The 18,619-nt window shown below is 42.7% G+C and carries 21 protein-coding genes; 10 read left to right on the forward strand and 11 right to left on the reverse strand.

The annotated features are described in order from the left end of the window. The gene (gene def / locus EWM62_RS13595; RefSeq protein ID WP_129877216.1) at positions 1-573 is read left to right on the forward strand and encodes a peptide deformylase; all 573 of its coding nucleotides are present in this window, start codon (positions 1-3) and stop codon (positions 571-573) included. 155 nt (positions 574-728) lie between these two features. Here the strand turns inward: def and EWM62_RS13600 are convergent, their stop codons facing one another. The 3 genes from EWM62_RS13600 to EWM62_RS13610 all read right to left on the reverse strand — a co-directional run bounded on the left by EWM62_RS13600 (position 729) and on the right by EWM62_RS13610 (position 2,846). Further along, entirely contained in the window at positions 729-1,349 is a 621-nt protein-coding gene (locus EWM62_RS13600; protein ID WP_129877217.1) for a peptidase associated/transthyretin-like domain-containing protein, read from the reverse strand. 104 nt (positions 1,350-1,453) lie between these two features. Beyond that, entirely contained in the window at positions 1,454-1,732 is a 279-nt protein-coding gene (locus EWM62_RS13605) for a NifU family protein (RefSeq protein ID WP_129877218.1), read from the reverse strand. 25 nt (positions 1,733-1,757) lie between these two features. Beyond that, positions 1,758-2,846 (reverse strand): Mrp/NBP35 family ATP-binding protein, encoded by a 1,089-nt coding sequence (locus EWM62_RS13610; protein ID WP_129877219.1) that lies wholly within the window; start codon positions 2,844-2,846, stop codon positions 1,758-1,760. Between the two features lie 122 nt (positions 2,847-2,968). On the opposite strand from EWM62_RS13610, the gene EWM62_RS13615 reads away from it, so the two are divergent. The 6 genes from EWM62_RS13615 (at position 2,969) to EWM62_RS13640 (ending at position 8,643) form a co-directional block, all read left to right on the forward strand. Further along, complete coding sequence (locus EWM62_RS13615; protein ID WP_129877504.1) at positions 2,969-5,221, forward strand: biosynthetic peptidoglycan transglycosylase; 2,253 nt, start codon at positions 2,969-2,971, stop codon at positions 5,219-5,221. Next, a complete protein-coding gene (locus tag EWM62_RS13620) occupies positions 5,221-5,613 on the forward strand; it encodes a hypothetical protein (protein ID WP_129877220.1) in 393 nt (130 codons plus the stop codon). Before EWM62_RS13615 ends, EWM62_RS13620 begins: the two co-directional genes overlap by 1 nt. A gap of 131 nt (positions 5,614-5,744) precedes the next feature. Then, positions 5,745-6,110 (forward strand): response regulator, encoded by a 366-nt coding sequence (locus EWM62_RS13625; protein WP_162499842.1) that lies wholly within the window; start codon positions 5,745-5,747, stop codon positions 6,108-6,110. Positions 6,111-6,201: 91 nt separating this feature from the next. Continuing rightward, complete coding sequence (locus EWM62_RS13630) at positions 6,202-6,435, forward strand: hypothetical protein (protein WP_129877222.1); 234 nt, start codon at positions 6,202-6,204, stop codon at positions 6,433-6,435. A 95-nt stretch (positions 6,436-6,530) separates the two neighbouring features. After that, the gene (locus EWM62_RS13635; protein WP_129877223.1) at positions 6,531-7,709 is read left to right on the forward strand and encodes a DNA cytosine methyltransferase; all 1,179 of its coding nucleotides are present in this window, start codon (positions 6,531-6,533) and stop codon (positions 7,707-7,709) included. Then, a complete protein-coding gene (locus EWM62_RS13640; RefSeq protein WP_129877224.1) occupies positions 7,693-8,643 on the forward strand; it encodes a DUF4928 family protein in 951 nt (316 codons plus the stop codon). Before EWM62_RS13635 ends, EWM62_RS13640 begins: the two co-directional genes overlap by 17 nt. 4 nt (positions 8,644-8,647) lie before the next feature. Here the strand turns inward: EWM62_RS13640 and EWM62_RS13645 are convergent, their stop codons facing one another. The 6 genes from EWM62_RS13645 to EWM62_RS13670 all read right to left on the reverse strand — a co-directional run bounded on the left by EWM62_RS13645 (position 8,648) and on the right by EWM62_RS13670 (position 13,176). After that, a complete protein-coding gene (locus tag EWM62_RS13645) occupies positions 8,648-9,718 on the reverse strand; it encodes a PA0069 family radical SAM protein (protein ID WP_129877225.1) in 1,071 nt (356 codons plus the stop codon). A 30-nt stretch (positions 9,719-9,748) separates the two neighbouring features. Then, entirely contained in the window at positions 9,749-10,387 is a 639-nt protein-coding gene (locus EWM62_RS13650; RefSeq protein ID WP_129877226.1) for a response regulator transcription factor, read from the reverse strand. Continuing rightward, positions 10,356-11,174 carry a sensor histidine kinase gene (locus tag EWM62_RS13655; RefSeq protein ID WP_129877227.1) on the reverse strand — a complete coding sequence of 273 codons (819 nt, stop codon included), beginning with the start codon at positions 11,172-11,174 and terminating at the stop codon, positions 10,356-10,358. The genes EWM62_RS13650 and EWM62_RS13655 overlap by 32 nt, the downstream gene beginning before the upstream one ends. Continuing rightward, positions 11,147-11,614, reverse strand: coding sequence for a hypothetical protein (locus EWM62_RS13660; RefSeq protein WP_162499843.1), 468 nt, complete (start codon positions 11,612-11,614; stop codon positions 11,147-11,149). Before EWM62_RS13660 ends, EWM62_RS13655 begins: the two co-directional genes overlap by 28 nt. A 217-nt stretch (positions 11,615-11,831) precedes the next feature. Next, on the reverse strand, positions 11,832-12,698 hold the full coding sequence (locus EWM62_RS13665) for a hypothetical protein (protein ID WP_129877229.1): 867 nt from the start codon (positions 12,696-12,698) through the stop codon (positions 11,832-11,834). A 91-nt stretch (positions 12,699-12,789) separates the two neighbouring features. After that, on the reverse strand, positions 12,790-13,176 hold the full coding sequence (locus EWM62_RS13670; protein WP_129877230.1) for a lipocalin-like domain-containing protein: 387 nt from the start codon (positions 13,174-13,176) through the stop codon (positions 12,790-12,792). 232 nt (positions 13,177-13,408) lie between these two features. On the opposite strand from EWM62_RS13670, the gene EWM62_RS13675 reads away from it, so the two are divergent. Genes EWM62_RS13675 through EWM62_RS13685 form a run of 3 tightly spaced genes read left to right on the forward strand, consistent with a single transcriptional unit; the run spans position 13,409 to position 15,706 of the window. Continuing rightward, positions 13,409-14,062 (forward strand): hypothetical protein, encoded by a 654-nt coding sequence (locus EWM62_RS13675; protein ID WP_129877231.1) that lies wholly within the window; start codon positions 13,409-13,411, stop codon positions 14,060-14,062. A gap of 29 nt (positions 14,063-14,091) precedes the next feature. Next, a complete protein-coding gene (locus EWM62_RS13680) occupies positions 14,092-14,559 on the forward strand; it encodes a hypothetical protein (protein ID WP_129877232.1) in 468 nt (155 codons plus the stop codon). Between the two features lie 46 nt (positions 14,560-14,605). Next, positions 14,606-15,706, forward strand: coding sequence for a metallophosphoesterase (locus tag EWM62_RS13685; RefSeq protein ID WP_129877233.1), 1,101 nt, complete (start codon positions 14,606-14,608; stop codon positions 15,704-15,706). A gap of 44 nt (positions 15,707-15,750) precedes the next feature. Here the strand turns inward: EWM62_RS13685 and EWM62_RS13690 are convergent, their stop codons facing one another. Both EWM62_RS13690 and ftsH read right to left on the reverse strand, forming a co-directional pair. Further along, positions 15,751-16,389 (reverse strand): LutC/YkgG family protein, encoded by a 639-nt coding sequence (locus EWM62_RS13690; RefSeq protein WP_129877234.1) that lies wholly within the window; start codon positions 16,387-16,389, stop codon positions 15,751-15,753. An 81-nt stretch (positions 16,390-16,470) separates the two neighbouring features. Beyond that, on the reverse strand, positions 16,471-18,582 hold the full coding sequence (ftsH, locus tag EWM62_RS13695; RefSeq protein ID WP_129877235.1) for an ATP-dependent zinc metalloprotease FtsH: 2,112 nt from the start codon (positions 18,580-18,582) through the stop codon (positions 16,471-16,473). Between the last annotated feature and the right edge of the window lie 37 nt (positions 18,583-18,619).

Here is an 18,619-nt window from a genome sequence, read left to right on the forward strand (position 1 = left end):
ATGAAATATCCTATAATAGCATACGGCGACCCTGTATTAAGGAAAAAAGCCACATCTATTGAGCCTGATGAATACCCGCATATTAAAGAGTTGGTAGCCAACATGTTCGAAACCATGTATGGTGCCCGCGGTGTTGGGCTGGCGGCCCCGCAGGTGGGTATGTCTATGCGTTTGTTTGTGGTTGATGTTACTCCTTTCGACGATGAAGAACCGGAACTAAAAGATTTTAAGAAAGTTTTTATCAACGCCTGCATCCTTGAAGAAAGCGGCGAGGAATGGGCTTTTAACGAGGGATGCCTCAGTATCCCGGATATAAGGGAGGATGTTTCTCGAAAATCGACCATTAAAATATCATATTACGACGAGAACTGGAAACACCACGAAGATACCTTTAGCGGTATGGCAGCACGCGTTATACAGCACGAATACGATCATATTGAAGGCAAACTTTTCACTGATAAGTTAAGCCCGCTGCGCAAGCGCCTGATAGAGAAAAAGCTGAACGATATTTCGAAAGGAGCTGTAGATGTGGAGTATAGAATGAAATTCCCCGCTGCGAAGAAAGGGAGGTAAGAGAATCAAGAGGTCAGGACACAAGAGCCAAGACCGAAGAAAACATATAGCGAAAAGGAAAGGGCTTCGAATTATCGAAGCCCTTTCCTTGTATATTATTCAGCTTTCGCAGCTATCTTCTATCTTGATTCTTGACTCTAATGGTCTTGCCTCTCTTACTTGCTGTCCCCGTCGGTAATGGACTTGATTAAACTGCCCCAGGCAAGCGGGTTGAGTAAAGGGTTGCTGCGCGAGTGTTGGTTAACAATGTCCTGGTGCATGCCCTGGGCCGTGGCCGATTGTATTTCCTGCCCATCCCTTGGCAGCGAATTGGTCATGGCTGTTAACGAGGCGCGGCTGATGTTTTTGCGGGCTATCTCCAGGTCGTCATCGGCTATTTTTGCGTTAACAAAATCCCTCCTGAACTCATCCGTAGTAGCCCAGGGAAATACCCTAACCATTGGCAAATTGGTAATTTGTGGTTTTATTAAAACCTTTGCCGTATAACTTTTGCTTTTTATGTTGGCCGGGATAACTACAGTAACAGGCGCATAGCCAATGGCAGTAAACCGGAGGGAATCCTGCTCGTGCGCCACAAAAGAGAAGTAGCCTTTAAAGTTGGTAATGTTAACCGTGTTGTTGTTACTTAAGTTGGTAACGCTAACATAGGGTACCACAACCTCTGCGCTATCGGCATTATATACCACACCCGTAAACTGTATCAGCGGGCTTTCCTTTTTCTGGGAAAAAGCCGATAAGGATGTAAGTAAAAATAATACGCCAATTAATCTTTTCATTTATTTTTTTAACACAAATTACCTGCCATGTTTATCAACGTTAAACAAGCAGGTAAAAATACATCATTGATGGCTATCAATAAGGTATTTAACACTTCTTAACACTATCGCAAATTTTCCGGAAGCACGGCATTGGGGTCGTCAACGTCGGTTAGGTTTATTGCTTCTATGCCGGTTATTTCTGGTACGGCCTTTAAAATGGCTTGTTCAATTCCTGCCTTCAATGTCATAATGCTCATAGGGCACGAACCGCATGAACCTAAAAGCTTTAGTCTTACCACTTTTTCAGGAGTAATTTCTTCAACAGAAACGTTACCTCCATCAGCCTCTAAATAAGGCCTTATGGTATCCAACGCTGCTTCCACCTGATCTGTTAAACTCATTTTATTAAATTATAAAGTAAAGTTATTAATTATTTACCACATTTAAGTTATCTGCCTTTTGGGCATTACATATAGAAACCTGCTGGGCTACACGCCTGGCCATTTCCATAAAAGCGGTGGTCATTATGCCATCATCATCCAAAACTATCGGCCTGCCTGCATCACCCGATTCGCTTATGCCTTTTATCAGCGGGATCTCTCCTAAAAAAGGCACATCCAGTTGCTGCGCAAGCTTTTTGCCGCCGCCCTGGCCAAATATGTAATATTTATTATTGGGTAGTTCTTCGGGCGTAAAGTAGGCCATATTTTCTACAACACCCATAATAGGTACATTAATGGCCGGCATCATAAACATGCCAATGCCTTTTTTGGCATCGGCCAGCGCTACGTTTTGCGGCGTGGTTACAATTACAGCGCCCGTAACCGGGAAACTTTGCGTAACCGTAATGTGGATATCGCCGGTGCCCGGTGGCAGGTCTATCACCAAATAATCCAATTCGCCCCAGTCTGCATCGTTAAACAATTGCTTTACCGCGGTTGATACCATTGGCCCGCGCCATGGCACGGGTTGGTTTGGGTCGGTGAAAAAACCTATCGATAATAACTTTATCCCGTATTTCTCAATTGGCTCTATCCGGGTTTTACCGTTGTCCTGCGTGGCTTTTGGGCGTACGCCTTCCAGGCCGAACATAATGGGGATAGACGGGCCATAAATATCGGCGTCTATTAATCCAACCTTAGCGCCTGTCTTAGAAAGCGCCAGCGCCAGGTTAACCGATACCGTAGATTTACCTACCCCGCCTTTACCGGATGCTACCGCGATGATGTTCTTCACGCCGGGTACACCCGTGTTGCGCTGGGTGGTCACCTGCGACGTCATGTTTACCGTAACCTCGATATCTTTACTGATAAAATGGCTGATGGCGTTGCGGCAGGCATTTTCTATCAGGGCTTTTAAGGGGCAGGCAGGCGTGGTTAACACTACCGAAAAGCTCAGCTTATTGCCGTCGATATGTATATCCTGGATCATGTTAAGGGTTACCAGGTCCTTTTTCAGGTCCGGTTCTTCAACATTGCCGAGGGCTTGTAAAACTTGTTCTTTAGTAAAATCCATATTTATTTAACCGTAAAAATACGAAAACAGGTACCTGCATGCGTTTGTTATGAAAAACAATTTGCAGTTTGCAGCCGTTTGCACCACATTGTAATTGTTTAGTTTTGAAGCAAATTTCCTATATGCGCCGTATTAACCCCAAATATATCCGTATTGCAGGTATAACCGCCCTTGTATTAGTAGTTATTATGCTGATAGGCGGATACATTGCCTATACAAAACGAGAGGTATTGCTTCAAAAAGCTATCTACAAAGCTAAAGCAAAAGCAAAAAGGGATTATAATTTAGATGTAAAAATAGGTTCGGCACGTTTTACAGGCCTTAGTACCGTTGCTTTTTCTGATATCAGCGTGGTGCCTTACCAGCGCGACAGCCTGGTTTCGGTTAAGCAATTTAGCGTAAGTGTTAAGATCTTTCCGCTGATATTCGGTAATATAAAACTGGCCGATGTGATCCTGCAGGACGGCCAACTTAACTTAACCAGTGTAAAAGGCGTTAAAAACTTCGATTTCCTTTTCAAAAAGAAAAAGGATACTACCAATACCGGCAACCGGGTAGATCTGGCCGAACTATCTAACAACCTTATTAACGAAGTGTTGTACAAGATTCCCGATAACCTATCATTGCATAATTTTTTAGTGAGTTTTAGGGACGATAGCACCCATGTTAAAATGCTTGCCCAAACCGCCATTATTAAAGATGGCAGACTGGCATCAACCATCAACGTAAACGAAGGTGCGGCAACCTGGCATATCGACGGTAAAATGCAGCCATCTGATAAGGATATTGATGTGCACCTGTACGCCGATGGCAAAAAGGTAGAGTTACCCTTTATCGAAAAGAAATTTAAACTAAAACTAAACTTTGATACCATTAGCACCAAACTGAGTAATGTTGAGCATAGCGATGGTGAAACAAAAATATATGGCTCGTGGAGCGTGCGTAACCTGTTGCTTAACCATCCGGGCCTCTCGGTTGCAGATATCGTAGTGCCAAACGGGTCAATTGACGCCAATGTATTTGTGGGTACAAATTATATATCGCTGGATAGCTCATCGGTTATTCACCTTAAAAAACTTACCGCTAACCCCTACGCCAAGTACACGCTTAACCCTGTAAAAATCTACGAGTTAAAGTTAAAAACCGGCTGGCAGAACGCGCAGGATGTGTTCGACTCGTTCCCTACCGGGATGTTCGAGTCTTTAGAGGGGATAAAGGTAACGGGTAAATTAAATTATAACCTTAACCTGTTTTTGAACTGGGCGCATATTGATGATATGGTATTTGATTCGCGGCTGCAAAAGGACGGCGACTTTCGCATACTTAAATACGGCAAGGCCGACCTGGGTAAACTGAACAAAACATTTGTGTACACGCCGTACGAAAGGGGGAAGGCTATGCCACCGCATACTATTGGTCCCGGCAACCCCGATTTTGTGCCGTTGCAGGACATTTCGCCAAACCTGCGCAATGCGGTTATGACAGCCGAAGACCCTTCTTTTTATACCAACCGCGGGTTTGTGGACGAATCGATCCGTAAATCGTTTGTTACAGATATCAAGGAAAAGAAATTTAAGCGCGGCGGCAGCACCATATCTATGCAGCTGATCAAAAACTCGTTTTTAAGCCGTAACAAAACCTTGTCGCGTAAAATAGAGGAGATCCTGATCGTTTGGCTGATAGAGAATAACCGCATCATGAGTAAGAACCGTATGCTGGAGGTTTACTTTAATATTATTGAGTGGGGCCGCGGCATTTATGGTATAGGCGAGGCATCCAGGTATTACTTTGGCAAATCACCATCAGAGCTTACCGTTGGCGAGAGTATTTACCTGGCCAGTATTGTGCCAAACCCCAAAGCGGGATTGTACGCTTTTCAGCCGGATGGTACTTTAAGGCAGGGCCTTCATGGGTATTTTAACCTGATAGGCCGGTTAATGGCAAGCAGGGGGCTGGTACAGCGCGATACCAATGCTTACGGCTTTTATAACGTACGTTTACGCGAGAGCCTGCGCAGGGAAGCGCCGGCAGATACCCTTGTGGCCGACAGCCTGATACGGCAAACGGGCGATGATGATACCGACGTTGGCGTTGCACCGGTTTTTGAGGAGCCTAAACATCCTAATTTTTTCCAAAGGCTTTTTGGCAAAAAAGATACGGCTGCAGCAAAAATGGAAAAGAAAATAGAGGAGACCAATGACGCTATAAAAGCCCGCCTTAAGCTGGAAATTGAAAAGGTAAAGGCCGATTATAAATTACGGGTTGATAACGTAGATACCGCGGGGAGAACAAAAAAGGAAATTAAAGCCGAGAAAAACCGGTTGAAAGATGAGGGTAAAGAAAAGGTGAAAGAACTAAAAGACCGCATGCCCTAATGCAGGAGAAGTTTGATTTGGCCCTGCCCGGGGACTTTACTATCCCCCGGGATAATAGCCGGGTGCAAAAAAACATGAACGCTATTTTTAGCCAGGGCGGCGAACCATATATGACTTTAGTAGCAGCGTTAACCGAAGAAAATAAAGAGAAATTTGGTTCGCCAAAATTTACTGGGTTACATTTTGAAGTTAAACAGTTTAACCCCAGCCTACTAAGCGGGCGCCTGCGGATAAAATACAATATGGAACTTACCTTTAGCTGTTCGGGTATTATAAATTACTTAAATAACCAGCATTCTTACTGGAATTTTAAGATAGATAAAGCTTTGGCCGTAGTACGTTTTGTTGGCGATGAATACGGCGATCTGCGCTCTACTGCCGACGAATTTTAAGCCGTTCGTTGATAATTGAAACAGATTAGTACGTAACCGGCGACACACACCCAAACAAACTCAAGTTTAAATATTTTAACCAAATGTTAATTTCGGCATGGGCTTTGCATAACTATCTGAAATACATAGCCATGCCCAAGAAGATACTAATAGTTGACGATAATGAATTGATAGTTGAAGTGATGAGCTACATACTGATCAATAGCGGATACGATGTATCATCATTAAGCAACGGCGATATGGTGGTGGATGAAGTAAAAAACACCCACCCCGATCTTTTAATTATGGATGCTGTAATGCCGGGCATGGATGGCCGGGCTATTTGTAAAATATTAAAGGACGATAAAGAAACCGGGAACATGCCCGTAATTATCTGTTCGGCCGAGGACGATCTTGATGAAGCCCTTAGGCAGGATGGCGCCCCCGACGATATTTTGCATAAGCCATTTGACATTACCGCGCTTATCCACAAAGTGGAGCTGCAACTTGCCGCATAAGCTTAATAATGGCTTAAAAACCCCTAAATTTTCAAATAAAATTATATAACCCGCGTTAAGGTTTATCTTTACCCCCGAGAAGATTAGAGATATGGGATTACCGCTGAGGATTACTTTTAACGATAAGGATTATGTTTACCAGATTGTAAATAGCCGCCTTATCAACCAAAACACTACCGAACTTGAGTTATTGCTTAACGGCGAAAAGCTACAGCTTACAAAACAAAACACCATCTGGATCCAAAAAGAAGGCGAGCACCACACCCTCGACCCGCAATTTGTGCAGGCGCTGGGAAGATCGGTATCGCTGAGGTTGAGGATGTAGTAGAGTTGGATAAGTTATGTAACTTAAAACACGTCTTTGCTTAAATATAATTAAATCTTATATTAGATAAATTTTGCAAGACCCTATTGCATTTCATGATAAAAAATATTTTCAAAAAAAATGTCGTTGAATTCTTTGCTGGAATAGGATTAATGCGTTTGGGCTTAGAGAAAGCTAATTGGAACGTAACATTCGCCAATGACATCGATCCGATAAAAGAGAAGCTATACAAAAACAATTTTAATAATTTCGAAGACCATTTTTGTCTTGAAGATATTCATTTACTTAAGCCAGAAGCTATTCCTACAAGCGCCTTGGCAACGGCATCGTTTCCCTGTACAGACCTTTCGTTAGCTGGACGTAGAGCGGGATTAAATGGACAACACTCTTCTGCATTTTGGGGATTTATTAATATTTTAAAAGGCATGGGAAAACGAAAGCCGCCATTAGTGCTTTTGGAAAATGTAGCCGGATTCTTGACATCAAATGAAGGGAATGATTTTAAAGATGCTCTTACCGCGTTGAATAAACTAGGTTACTCTGTAGATGCATTTATTATAAACGCTGCTAATTTCGTTCCTCAAAGTAGAGTTCGTCTATTTGTAGTTGGTAAATTTGTTAATCAACTTACAAAAGATACTTTTAAAGTTCGCGAGTATTTTCCAGAAACGGATTTTAGACCCACCAAATTAGTCAAGTTTATTTATAATAATCCAGAAATTAACTGGGATATAAATCATGGCTTAGCTCCATTACCTCAACTGGGAAACACCATCGAAAGTATTGTAGAAAATGTAGATTCGAACTCTGACACATGGTGGAACGCACAAAGAGTTGAATATTTTTTAAATCAAACATCAAACGCACACCTTTCTAAATTGCTTAATTTAAAAAGAGGCAATGATTACACTTATTTAACCGCTTTTAGACGTGTAAGAAATGGACGTTCAATGGCTGAAATTCGCTTTGATGGTATTGCTGGTTGTTTGCGAACCCCTAAAGGAGGTAGTGCAAGACAAATTCTTTTACAAGTTGGAAAAGATGAAGTTAATATAAGATTATTAAACCCTAAAGAATGTGCTCGATTAATGGGCGCTGATGATTTTAATATTTCAGGTACATTAAACGAAGCTTTATTTGGCTTTGGAGATGCTGTCTGTGTTCCTGTTATAACTTGGATAGCTAATAATTACCTTAATCAAGCGCTTACACAAGTTATTAATCTAAAAGAACAATCTGTTAAAGGAATCGAAAAGTATGCAAAACTTGCCTAAAGAATTTATTAATTGGTATGAATCCCTAAAGATGGTCAAGGCCAATAAAGGCCCAGCCAATGGGAGTATTGCAACCGCATTGGTAGTTTTAAATCGACTTCAAGCCGAGTACATTCTTGATTTTAACGAACATGTAGCTGATGGAGGGATGCAGATAAGAGGAGCCAGTGGTTCTGCAGTTTCCGCAATTTTAAAAAACTTTGGTGAAGATAGACCCTTTGCAAAAGAAGGCGGGCGCACAAATCGTGGTGGACCTTCAGAAGTTAAAGAGTTGTTATTGGCACTATCTCATTTACAACTGGATCAGCTTAATAAACATGAGAGAAATAGCATTTTAATAGATATGCAATCTTTTCTTGTTGAAAGAGTAAAAGATTATCACAACCGACAAAAAATAAGATTGCTGTTTAATCCGGATCTCTCAACTTGGTATATCATTCATAACCTATTGCAAATATCAATCGAAGAAGGTAAAGCTGGTTATATTGCTCAACATTTAATTGGAGCAAAACTACAATTGCGCTTTCCTAATATAGAAATATCTAATCAATCGGCGAGTACAGCTGATATGCAGACAAATCGGCCGGGGGATTTTCTAATAGGACAAACTGCATTTCATGTTACTGTCGCACCAATGCCAGCAGTTTTTGAAAAATGCAAGTATAACATCACTCAAGGTTATAAGCCTTTTTTAATAGTTCCCGATAGCAAGCTAATAGGCGCAAGGCAAAATGCAGAACAATTTTGTCAACAACAAATCGCCGTAGAATCCATTGAATCTTTCGTTTCGCAAAATATTGAAGAAATCAGTGGTTTTAATAAAAACGTTTTAGGATTAACCATTAAAGATTTGGTGAAAATATACAACCGTCGTGTTGATTCAACAGAAACAGATAAATCTTTAATGATTGAATTGCCTTCTAATCTCTTATAATCCTCTAAAACATACTCGTCTGTTTTCCTCTTTTAGGTGTAAACAAGGAATAGTCATACGGTGGCATTTCGCGGCCCGCCAGGAAACGAACGCATGCCATGCGGTATAGCTGGTGTATTGACTGGGCAACATGCCCCTCGCCGCTCATACGGCGGCCAAAATCGCTGTCGTTCAATCGCCCATCGTGGCAAGCCTTTATCATATTAAGTACTTTTTCGGCCCTGTCTGGATAGGCTTTGTGCACCCAGTCGGTAAAGATCTCGGCAATAGCGCCATTAAGGCGCACTATGGTAAACCCGGCAGATACTGCGCCCCTATCGGCTGCCGCTTTAATAATATCCGGGATCTCGTTACTGTTTAAACCGGGGATAATGGGGGCCACCATCACCCTGCACGGAATGCCTCTTTCGGTCAGTTTTTGGATAACTGCCAGGCGGCTCATCCCGGTTACGGTGCGCGGCTCCAACTTTTGGCGCAGCGATTCGTTTAGGGTGGTAATGGATACATTAACATGTGCCAGTTTCATGCTGGCCAGCTCGCTTAATATATCCATGTCGCGCAGTATTACGTTGTTTTTGGTGATGATGCTTACCGGGTTACGGTATCTTAAAAAAACCTCTAATAACCCACGTGTAATTTTAAGTTTACGCTCAATAGGCTGATAGCAATCTGTATTGCCCGATAGCATGATAGACACTGGTTCGTATCCTTTTTTGTTAAAATATTTTTCGAGCAGCTCCGGCGCATTTCGCTTTACAATTATCTTGCGTTCAAAATCGAGCCCGGCGCTAAAACCGTAATATTCATGACTGTTGCGGGCATAGCAATATATACAGCCGTGCTCGCAACCCTGGTAGGGGTTAATTGAGTACATATGGCTCAGGTCGGGACTATTGGATTCGCTCACAATCTTTTTTGGGGTTTCCTCAAAAAGCTGCGTATGCGTGTTTTCCAGCAGCTGTTCGTCAAGCCCTTCAATATGCTCCAGCACATATTTGTTTTTTAAAAACTTGTTGTGGGTGTTTACCTGCGCCCCGCGCCCCTTAAAAAATTCATCGTTTTCCGCATGCGACATAGAAACAAATTTGCTAATTATTTTAGCAAATTACAATTCTATCATATTATTTTTTATGGCGTAAAGCACAAGGCCAACACGGCTTTTAATTTGTAGTTTTTCAAAAAGCTGGTCGCGGTAACCATCAACTGTGCGGGCGCTTATGCACATCTGGTCGGCAATTTCCTTGTAAGTGAGTTCGGTGCCCGCCAGCATTAAAAACTCAATCTCGCGGCTGTTTAGTTTAACTTGCTCGCTGTGTTTATTAAAAGTTTGCACCAGGTGGCGGGTAACAAAATCGGGATAATATATCTCGCCCTGCGATACTTTTTTTAGCGCCTGTTCAAACTCGTTAGGCTCGGCATCTTTAAGTAGATAGCCCTTAACGCCCATTTTAACCATGGTAAGCACCTTTTCGGCATCTTCGAACATGGATAATATGATAATGCATATATCAGGATAAGTGTCGCGTAGCCATTGTGCCGTGCTTATGCCATCCATAACGGGCATATTAATATCCAGCAAAATTATGTCGGGCTTAAATTTGGGCGATATTTTACGCATCAGCTCCTCGCCGTTGCCGGCTTCAAAAAGGATCTTGTAGCCGGTAAAGCTGTTTATTAATGATACAATACCGCTCCTGAAAAGGCGGTGATCATCAACCAGCGCTATTGTGGTTTCGGTTGGCATGTGTATATTGTGTAAGGGGGTCAATGCTAATTTTTATACAACAACCCTTGCCTGGCGCGCTGTCAATAACAGCAGCAGCACCAATTAAGGCAGCCCTGTTCACCATGTTTTTTAAGCCGGAGCCGCCGTTTGGCGCTTCACCGGCAGAAAACCCCACCCCGTTGTCGTGGATGGTTAAGTTAAACAAATGCTCAAAATAATCCAAACTAACCTTTAGCTGTTTTGCGCCCGAGTGTTTAAGCGCGTTATTCAACGCCTCCTGGAAAATGCGGAACAACACCAGCTCCCGTTGTTCTCCCAAATTATGCGCATCGCCGCCAACGGCCAACTCAATTGCAATAATGCCACTCTTGTTGATGCGCCCAACTTCTATTTCAATAGTTTTCACAAGGCCAAGCTGCACAATATGGTCGTAACTGAGGCTTTTAGAAAGGTCGCGCAGGTCGTTTATTACCTGTGCTATCAGGTTACGGCTTTCGCCTATCTTTAATTCGGCCTGCTCGCGGGTGGCTTTGGCCGGTATAGCCAGGTTTAACTTTACAAAGGATAAAACCTGGGTAACATTATCATGTATCTCGCGGCTGATGTGGGTAAGCGTTTGCTCCTGCATCTCGTTTTGCGCTTTAAGGAGTTCCTGCTGAAATTTGGATTCGAGCAAAGCTTTTTCTTCGATATGCTTTTTTTTGCGTTGGTTGTACATGTTTACATAAAGCACCAAAAAGGTTGGTGCCAGTAAAAAGATAACGGTTGCAATAAGTACTATTTCTTTAATATCGACGTTTGCCATTTTTTGCAGATAAACGAATAGCTCCAGCAGCTGTATAATATGATGTTAAGCGCATAATAAATATAGGCAGTTAAAGATCCTTTTGTGGTTATTAAAATAACCGATAATTTATAATAGAAAAGGCTGGAAATAACGCTGCCAAAACAAAAGAATAAAATGCCGGTAACCCACCAAAAACCAGCCGAGTACCGCAGGTTAACATAGCTATCGTCTTTTAATAAATTATAAAAATAGTATAGGCTATAAATGATGAACTGTATTGATAGCGTAGTATTGGTAAGGTTGTGATATTTATACAATCCATGATCAAGCGATTCATAAAAATACAGCAAGGCTGTTAAAGCAAGCCCGCTAATAATTAGGGGCTTGCTGTTTACATAATTACCTATTAAATATTTAAAATGCAGGCTTATAAATAACGCCTGGAAAATCAAAAGCAAATTGTATATCCATGAATTTGGCAGGTTATGTACGGTATCTTGCAGGTATATTGTTTTCAGATACTTCCCTGATATCTCGGCAATACATATTATTATCAACAGGGGCACCATGCTAAACCAGGCTTTTCCCGCTTTTTTATTTAAGCATACTATTGCAATAATTAGGCAGATAAGTTCTACTGAAATATTTAGGGTAAGATATCTGAGCATGAGATTTTTATGGTTTTGGCCAGGTTACGCCGTTACAATTGTTAGGGCATTGCTCGCCGTTATCCAGATCTCTAAACTTTGTGGTACAGGTATAATAATCATCATGCGTACTACTGTTTGTGCCAGAAGGTTTGGTAGTTGTTATAACAAAACCATGTGTGTTTTTAGTTGGGTTGGTGTTGCGGGCGTAATAAATACGGATGCCATCGGCGCTTGAATTACCATTTAACTCTTTAGATAAATTATCTAACACCTCTATATCAAACCACTCGCTTGTGGTCAGAAATTTGTCATTAGTAAAGTTTTTAACTCTCGCGGCAGCCTCATCGCATTTTAAATAATGGGTGTAAGTAGCGTTGCAATTATCGGTACCCGGGCACTTTAAAGCCGGGTCATACAGGGTTGCGCCTTTTCTACCTGTGTAATCCACTACACCCCTTGCGTCGGCTGTTTTTAAAAACTTAGACGAATGTTCAAAATAATCCTGGTGGGTATCGGGTACTCCGGTTTCACGGGTAGATGTAATGATAACATTATGCCCGTTTGGATAGGTTGCAAAGTAAATACGGAAGCCATCAGCACCCTCTTTGTAAAGGAGCGCTTTTAGGCTATCCACATAGGCTTTACTAAACCAGATACTTGTCGGGCTTTTATAAACACTTGGCTTATTTATAAAATTGCTTACAAAAGTATCAGCCGTTGCCAACGGCACACCATTTAGCGTAATTAGTTCGGGCAAGGCGTTAAGGGAGTTTAAATGCGACTTAGCAGCAGTTGTTAATGCGGTAGTGTCTGCAGCGGGTTTGTCGCCATTGCTGGTGCAGGCCGCCATCATAAGCGGGATCAAGCTTAATAATAATAATAGTTTTTTCATTGTGTGTGTTGTTTAAGTGGTTGTAAATTAGGTTTAAACTTAGATATCGTCAAGCAAAAAAATCGAATCGGTTTTTTTGCCTGCAAACCTATTATCTTTTAAAATAAGCCGTTGAAGTTTCTCCGTCATCATTTGTAGACATTACCAATTCGCTGCCGGTCAGCTTTTCTACGGTGGCTACATGGGGGTCGCCGTCTACAACAAATGTTATTTTATTTCCGGCTACGCTCCATTGCGCGTTATCGTCATCCATGCTGTCATAAGCTGTACCGTCTTCATTAAACTGGAAATATTCGCCATTGTTAAAGGTTTCGGTGTCGCCATCTTCCACAAACTTCACATAAAGCCATTTGCCAATGAGTTTGCTTTTTGATACCGAACCGGATGGGCTGCCATCGTCATCATTTTTTTTACTGCACCCGGTAAATGCTGCCGAGCTGCCTATAAGTAATAAAGCAATTAATAATAGTTTTTTCATGATCGGAATAATTAATGTTTAGTAATGAATTTAATGATGGCTAAGGTATTGCCGCCGGTCTTTTAAGTCGCCCGTGTTTTCACGGTATTTAACTGGTTTAAACACAGTATAACTTGGGTGTTATAAGGGTTGGTGCGGCTTGCTTACAAACAGAGATTTGTGATCAAGCAATTGCAGATAATTGCGGCCGGGTAAGCCGAAAACGGAACAGAGTAGGCAACTAATTAATAACATGAAAAACCTTAACTTTTCAAAACTCTTGTTTATTCCCCTGTTATGTGCAGGTATTAGCGCAAGTGCGCAAAGCTCCCTTGTGAGTAACCACTATGTAGCCGTAACGGCCAACACCCAGGCTATCGGCCCTGCTATTACCGTTCCGCCGGCCGAAAACAGCCTGCCTGGGCAAAAGGGATATTTTAAAAACGTTGCCGCCGCCGATGGCTCTGCCTCGGGGTTTGCAATTGGCCTGGAGCCGGAAGCGCTATTGCCGTTGGGTAATTTTAAAAATTCGGTATCGGCGGGTGCGGGCATCAACCTTAAGGCGCTTTACCATTTAAGCGATGCCGGCGCGGTAACCGGTACAGTTGGCTATAATTATTTTTTACCAAAAGAGGATGTAGATTTTAAATACGCAGGTATACCCGTTAAAATAGGCTACCTGGCTAAGCTTGGCGATATGTTTTTTATTGAGCCACAAGTTGGCCTTTACAGCCTGCGTATATCAGACGATGACGGCAACTCCGCAAGTGATACCAATTTGCTTTTAGCGGCTAAAATAGGCTTAAATATTGGCGAAAAATCTCATTTGGGCTTTGGCTATAACTATATAAAGGTGACCGGCGGCTCGTATGCGTTTGCAGGGGTTAGCTACCTGTTCACATTCTAAAAAAATCACAATTATAAAAAATACGAACTATGAAAACTTTAAAGAGAAACATTTTTATTAAAAGCCTGCTGCTTATTTTAGTAGTAGCATGTTTAGGCAGTTGTAAAAAAGATGACGATAACGATATAGGCGCAGGCGCAACCGGTACTTTTACGGTAAAGGGCACAAAATTTAGTGGCCCATGCCAATCTATACCGGCAACAAGCGGTGTGTCGGGTAACATTGATGCTATTATTGCATCAAGCACCGGCGCTTCGTTCATTGTTTACAATATACCCACGGGCAGCAGCGGTACAAGCAATGTTGTAGAGATTGATGATAATGTGCCGTTTTCTTCACAATTGTATGTGATATGTACGGTTAACAGCAGTACCATATATTCATCAACCGGCGGCACCGTTACAAAAACAGGTTCAAACTCCTACACATTCTCTGTTAATATGATAGACCTTACCACCGACGAAACAGTAACCGTAACCGGCTCCGGTAAATATTGAATATATACCTTATCACACAATTACCAACGGCGCATGTTAACACTACATGCGCCGTTTTTTTCAACGCTTACTTTATAAACCGGTTTCGCGCCTTGCCAACAGGTTTTCTTCGCGGCCAAACAAGGCAAGGGTAAATAAAGCCTTAAGCGCCCTTTATAAAAATATTACTACAAAGCCCGGCAAAAAGGGGTTGGTTATCCCGTTTGATATTCATAAGGACAAGTTCATCATTCTATCCGACCAGCACAAGGGCGCGCGTGACGGGGCGGATATTTTTGCCAAAGCCGCAGGCAATTACCTGGCGGCGCTCGATCATTATTTTAACGAACAGTTCATTTACATAAACCTGGGCGATAGTGAGGAGCTTTGGGAGAACCTTTTTGTAACCGTAAAGCGCCATAATAAAAGCACTTTCGAAAAAGAAAAGCTGTTTATACAGCAGGATAGGTTTGTAAAGATATTCGGCAACCACGACCTGTATTGGGATAACGACCCATTATCGCAGATAAGCCTGATGCAGATATACGATAAGGCTATCCGTATATACGAAGGCGCGGTGCTGCAAACAATCATTAACAACAAACCCTTTGAAATATTTATGACCCACGGCCACCAGGGCGATCTGCAGAGCGATGGCAACTGGTTTAGTAAATGGTTCGTATCGGATATTTGGGCGCCCCTGCAATCCTACTTGCATATTAACTTAAATACGCCGGCTTATAATAACCAATTAAAAACAGATCATAACCGCATTATGTACGAGTGGAGCAGTGAGCGGAAAAACATGCTGCTGATAACCGGGCATACGCACCAGCCGGTTTTCAGATCCTTAACCCAACTGGAGATATTATACATAGGCCTGGATAAAGCTAAACAGGCTAAAGACCTTGTTAAAATAGCCGAACTTGAAAAGAAAATAACCGGCTTGCACCTGCAGGGTAACACCCAGCCAGATTTTAACGGCTACCTGGACACGTACTTTAATACCGGCTGCTGCTGTTTTAACGATGGCGATATCACCGGGATAGAAATTACAGATGGCTGCATACGCCTTATCAAATGGGCATACCACAAAAAAGTAAGCGAGCGGATAGTACTGGAAGAATGTAAGCTGGAGGAGTTGAATATTTTAAGAGGAGCGGAGTGATATATACGAAGAGCGCCCTCTCTGCTCCTTAAACGGCGAAACCCTTAACCATCCAGCAAAAACACAAACAGCTCTTTAGGCCCGTGGGCACCCAAAACAAGTGTTTTTTCGATATCGGCAGTGCGGCTTGGGCCGGTAACATGGGTGATCATAGATGGCATGCGCGGGCCATACTTTTCTTTAAGCAATTTAAACCCATCCTTAAGATCAAGCACCAACTGCGAAGTGTAGGCCAGTACGATATGCACCGGGGGATAAATGCTTAAGCGCCTGCCCGCGGCGTTGGCGTTGGTTAATAAGATAGTGCCATTACGGGCTATTAAAGCCTCGCAAAGGGTAAAGCCCACATCGGCCTGGTCAAAATCTTTATCAGTTTCAAAAAAAGGATACTCGTACTGCTTAAGCATATCTTGCAAGGCGGGTTCCCAACAATAAATTTTATGCCATTTGCGTTCTTCTGCAAGCTCCAGCAGGTTTTCAATAAACTGTACTTCGTCCTCACAAAAAACAAACTGGCCGCTTACGGCTGTAAACTCTTCGGCAAAAACCACCTCCAGCATCTCCTCGTTGGGTGGGTACATAGGCAGTTCTTCCAGGTTTGGATAGGGATTATCGCGTTTCTCCAAAAGCGCCTTACGCACCTTTTTCAATAACTTTTCTTTAGATGTAGTAATATCCCTCATTTATAAGTCGAAAGTTAAAAGTATAAAGTCAAAAGTCGCAAGCCTTTTTCAGACTTACGACTTTTAACTTCAAACTTAAGATTACTCTTTAGTTGTATCTGTTTCTTCGGGGTTACGGTCAAATGTACCCGAGTGGTCGCCAACGCCTTCATGAACCAGGCTTTGTGCCGCAGGTTCCTGGTTTGATTCCGGTCCGTTCACAAACTCATCGTAAGTGGTGCGGTTATCAAACGGGCGTTTACCCAATATTTCTTCCAGGTCTGATTGGAAAAGGATCTCTTTTTCCAGCAGTTTATTAGCCAGGGCAATTAATCCTTCGCGCTTGTCAATCAGTAATTGCTTGGTGCTTTGGTAAACATCGCCAATTAAAGTACGCACCTCGTTATCGATCAGTTCTGATGTTTTTTCAGAATAAGGTTTGTTAAACTGGTATTCGCCCTGCGTATCGTTGAAAGATACGTTACCAACTTTTTCGTTCATACCATAAATGGTAACCATTGCGTAAGCCAGCTTGGTAATACGTTCCAGGTCGTTTTGCGCGCCGGTAGATATTTTACCGAAAGTGATATCCTCGGCAACACGGCCACCCATGGTCATGCTCATACCATCAAGTAATTGCTCTGTAGTGTAAAGGAATTGCTCTTTTGGCAGGTATTGGGCATACCCCAGCGCAGCAACACCACGCGGAACGATAGATACCTTAACCAGCGGATCGGCATGCTCCAGGAACCAGCCTGCAATGGCGTGGCCGGCCTCGTGGTAAGCCACAATGCGCTTCTCTTCCGGAGATATGATCTTGTTCTTTTTCTCTAATCCGCCAATAACACGGTCAATAGCATCCTGAAAATCCTGCATATCAACAGCCTCTTTGTTTTTACGTGCGGCTATTAAAGCAGCCTCGTTACAAACGTTGGCAATTTCGGCTCCGGCAAAACCCGGTGTTTGGGCCGATAGCTTCTTGGCATCAACGCCTTCCGCAACCTTAATAGGTTTTAAGTGCACTTTAAAGATCTGCTCACGGCCTATCAGGTCGGGTTTATCGATAGATACCTGCCTGTCGAAACGTCCCGGGCGCATTAAAGCGCTGTCCAGTACATCGGGGCGGTTGGTGGCTGCAAGGATAATGATACCGCTATCGGTACCAAAACCATCCATCTCAACCAATAACTGGTTCAGGGTATTTTCGCGCTCATCATTGCCACCCATCATGGTGTTTTTACCACGGGCACGGCCAATAGCGTCAATCTCATCTATAAATATGATACAAGGGGCTTTATCTTTTGCTTGTTTAAACAGATCGCGAACACGCGATGCACCCACACCCACAAACATCTCCACAAAATCGGAACCCGAAAGTGAGAAAAAAGGTACCTGTGCCTCACCTGCAACGGCTTTGGCTAAAAGGGTTTTACCCGTACCCGGCGAACCTACCAGCAACGCGCCTTTAGGGATTTTACCCCCCAGGTTGGTGTATTTTTTTGGGTTTTTAAGGAAATCTACAATCTCCATAACCTCTTGTTTAGCTTCTTCGAGGCCGGCAACATCATTAAACGTTACCGATACCTGGGCTTCTTTATCAAACAGGGTAGCTTTTGATTTGCCAATGTTAAAGATCTGGCCACCGGCGCCACCGCCTGCACCACCGCCCATGCGGCGCATAATAAACAGCCATATGGCAACCAGCAAGATAGCCATGATAACGCATTGCACCAAAAAGTTGCTTAGCAAGCTTTCTTTACCCTGTTGGTATTCTATCGCCGTTTTTTGGCCTTCGGGAACATCTTTTTGCGCTGCAGCTATAGATTGCTTTAAGCTTTCGTAGGATGCATCGGTAAAGTTATACTGCGGATCTTTAGATACACCTAAACCGCGTTGGCTTTTGCCGGCATCTTTATACTCGGGTTTGGTAAGGCTGTCTTTTTTAATAAAGATCTCGGCGGTTACCAGGTCTCCGTTTTTGTAGGCAACAATTTTTTCAACATCACCGGTGCGCAGCATTTTGGTGCTAAACCTTTGAAAATCTATCTGTGTGCCGGTGCCGCCGGTTATTAAGGTAGGTACAACCACAATACCAATAATGGCGATAGCATACAGCCACATCAGGTTAAACTTGGGCGGCTTAGGCGTAATTTTTTTATTCGGAACCTTGCGTAAAGGTTTTGAGGAATCGGACTTTTTATCTTTAATTTCCATGTTTGTACAAGCTCAACTTATCAAATAAATAATTTTA

It is taken from the genome of Mucilaginibacter terrigena (assembly GCF_004168255.1).
GTDB classification, from domain to species: Bacteria; Bacteroidota; Bacteroidia; order Sphingobacteriales; family Sphingobacteriaceae; genus Mucilaginibacter; species Mucilaginibacter terrigena.

Excerpts from the sequence above, each read along its gene's own strand:
- def (WP_129877216.1), top strand. The coding sequence starts at position 1 with ATGAAATATCCTATAATAGCATACGGCGACCCTGTATTAAGGAAAAAA.
- EWM62_RS13600 (WP_129877217.1), bottom strand. The coding sequence starts at position 1,349 with ATGAAAAGATTAATTGGCGTATTATTTTTACTTACATCCTTATCGGCT.
- EWM62_RS13605 (WP_129877218.1), bottom strand. The coding sequence starts at position 1,732 with ATGAGTTTAACAGATCAGGTGGAAGCAGCGTTGGATACCATAAGGCCT.
- EWM62_RS13610 (WP_129877219.1), bottom strand. The coding sequence starts at position 2,846 with ATGGATTTTACTAAAGAACAAGTTTTACAAGCCCTCGGCAATGTTGAA.
- EWM62_RS13615 (WP_129877504.1), top strand. The coding sequence starts at position 2,969 with ATGCGCCGTATTAACCCCAAATATATCCGTATTGCAGGTATAACCGCC.
- EWM62_RS13620 (WP_129877220.1), top strand. The coding sequence starts at position 5,221 with ATGCAGGAGAAGTTTGATTTGGCCCTGCCCGGGGACTTTACTATCCCC.
- EWM62_RS13625 (WP_162499842.1), top strand. The coding sequence starts at position 5,745 with ATGCCCAAGAAGATACTAATAGTTGACGATAATGAATTGATAGTTGAA.
- EWM62_RS13630 (WP_129877222.1), top strand. The coding sequence starts at position 6,202 with ATGGGATTACCGCTGAGGATTACTTTTAACGATAAGGATTATGTTTAC.
- EWM62_RS13635 (WP_129877223.1), top strand. The coding sequence starts at position 6,531 with ATGATAAAAAATATTTTCAAAAAAAATGTCGTTGAATTCTTTGCTGGA.
- EWM62_RS13640 (WP_129877224.1), top strand. The coding sequence starts at position 7,693 with ATGCAAAACTTGCCTAAAGAATTTATTAATTGGTATGAATCCCTAAAG.
- EWM62_RS13645 (WP_129877225.1), bottom strand. The coding sequence starts at position 9,718 with ATGTCGCATGCGGAAAACGATGAATTTTTTAAGGGGCGCGGGGCGCAG.
- EWM62_RS13650 (WP_129877226.1), bottom strand. The coding sequence starts at position 10,387 with ATGCCAACCGAAACCACAATAGCGCTGGTTGATGATCACCGCCTTTTC.
- EWM62_RS13655 (WP_129877227.1), bottom strand. The coding sequence starts at position 11,174 with ATGGCAAACGTCGATATTAAAGAAATAGTACTTATTGCAACCGTTATC.
- EWM62_RS13665 (WP_129877229.1), bottom strand. The coding sequence starts at position 12,698 with ATGAAAAAACTATTATTATTATTAAGCTTGATCCCGCTTATGATGGCG.
- EWM62_RS13670 (WP_129877230.1), bottom strand. The coding sequence starts at position 13,176 with ATGAAAAAACTATTATTAATTGCTTTATTACTTATAGGCAGCTCGGCA.
- EWM62_RS13675 (WP_129877231.1), top strand. The coding sequence starts at position 13,409 with ATGAAAAACCTTAACTTTTCAAAACTCTTGTTTATTCCCCTGTTATGT.
- EWM62_RS13680 (WP_129877232.1), top strand. The coding sequence starts at position 14,092 with ATGAAAACTTTAAAGAGAAACATTTTTATTAAAAGCCTGCTGCTTATT.
- EWM62_RS13685 (WP_129877233.1), top strand. The coding sequence starts at position 14,606 with ATGCGCCGTTTTTTTCAACGCTTACTTTATAAACCGGTTTCGCGCCTT.
- EWM62_RS13690 (WP_129877234.1), bottom strand. The coding sequence starts at position 16,389 with ATGAGGGATATTACTACATCTAAAGAAAAGTTATTGAAAAAGGTGCGT.
- ftsH (WP_129877235.1), bottom strand. The coding sequence starts at position 18,582 with ATGGAAATTAAAGATAAAAAGTCCGATTCCTCAAAACCTTTACGCAAG.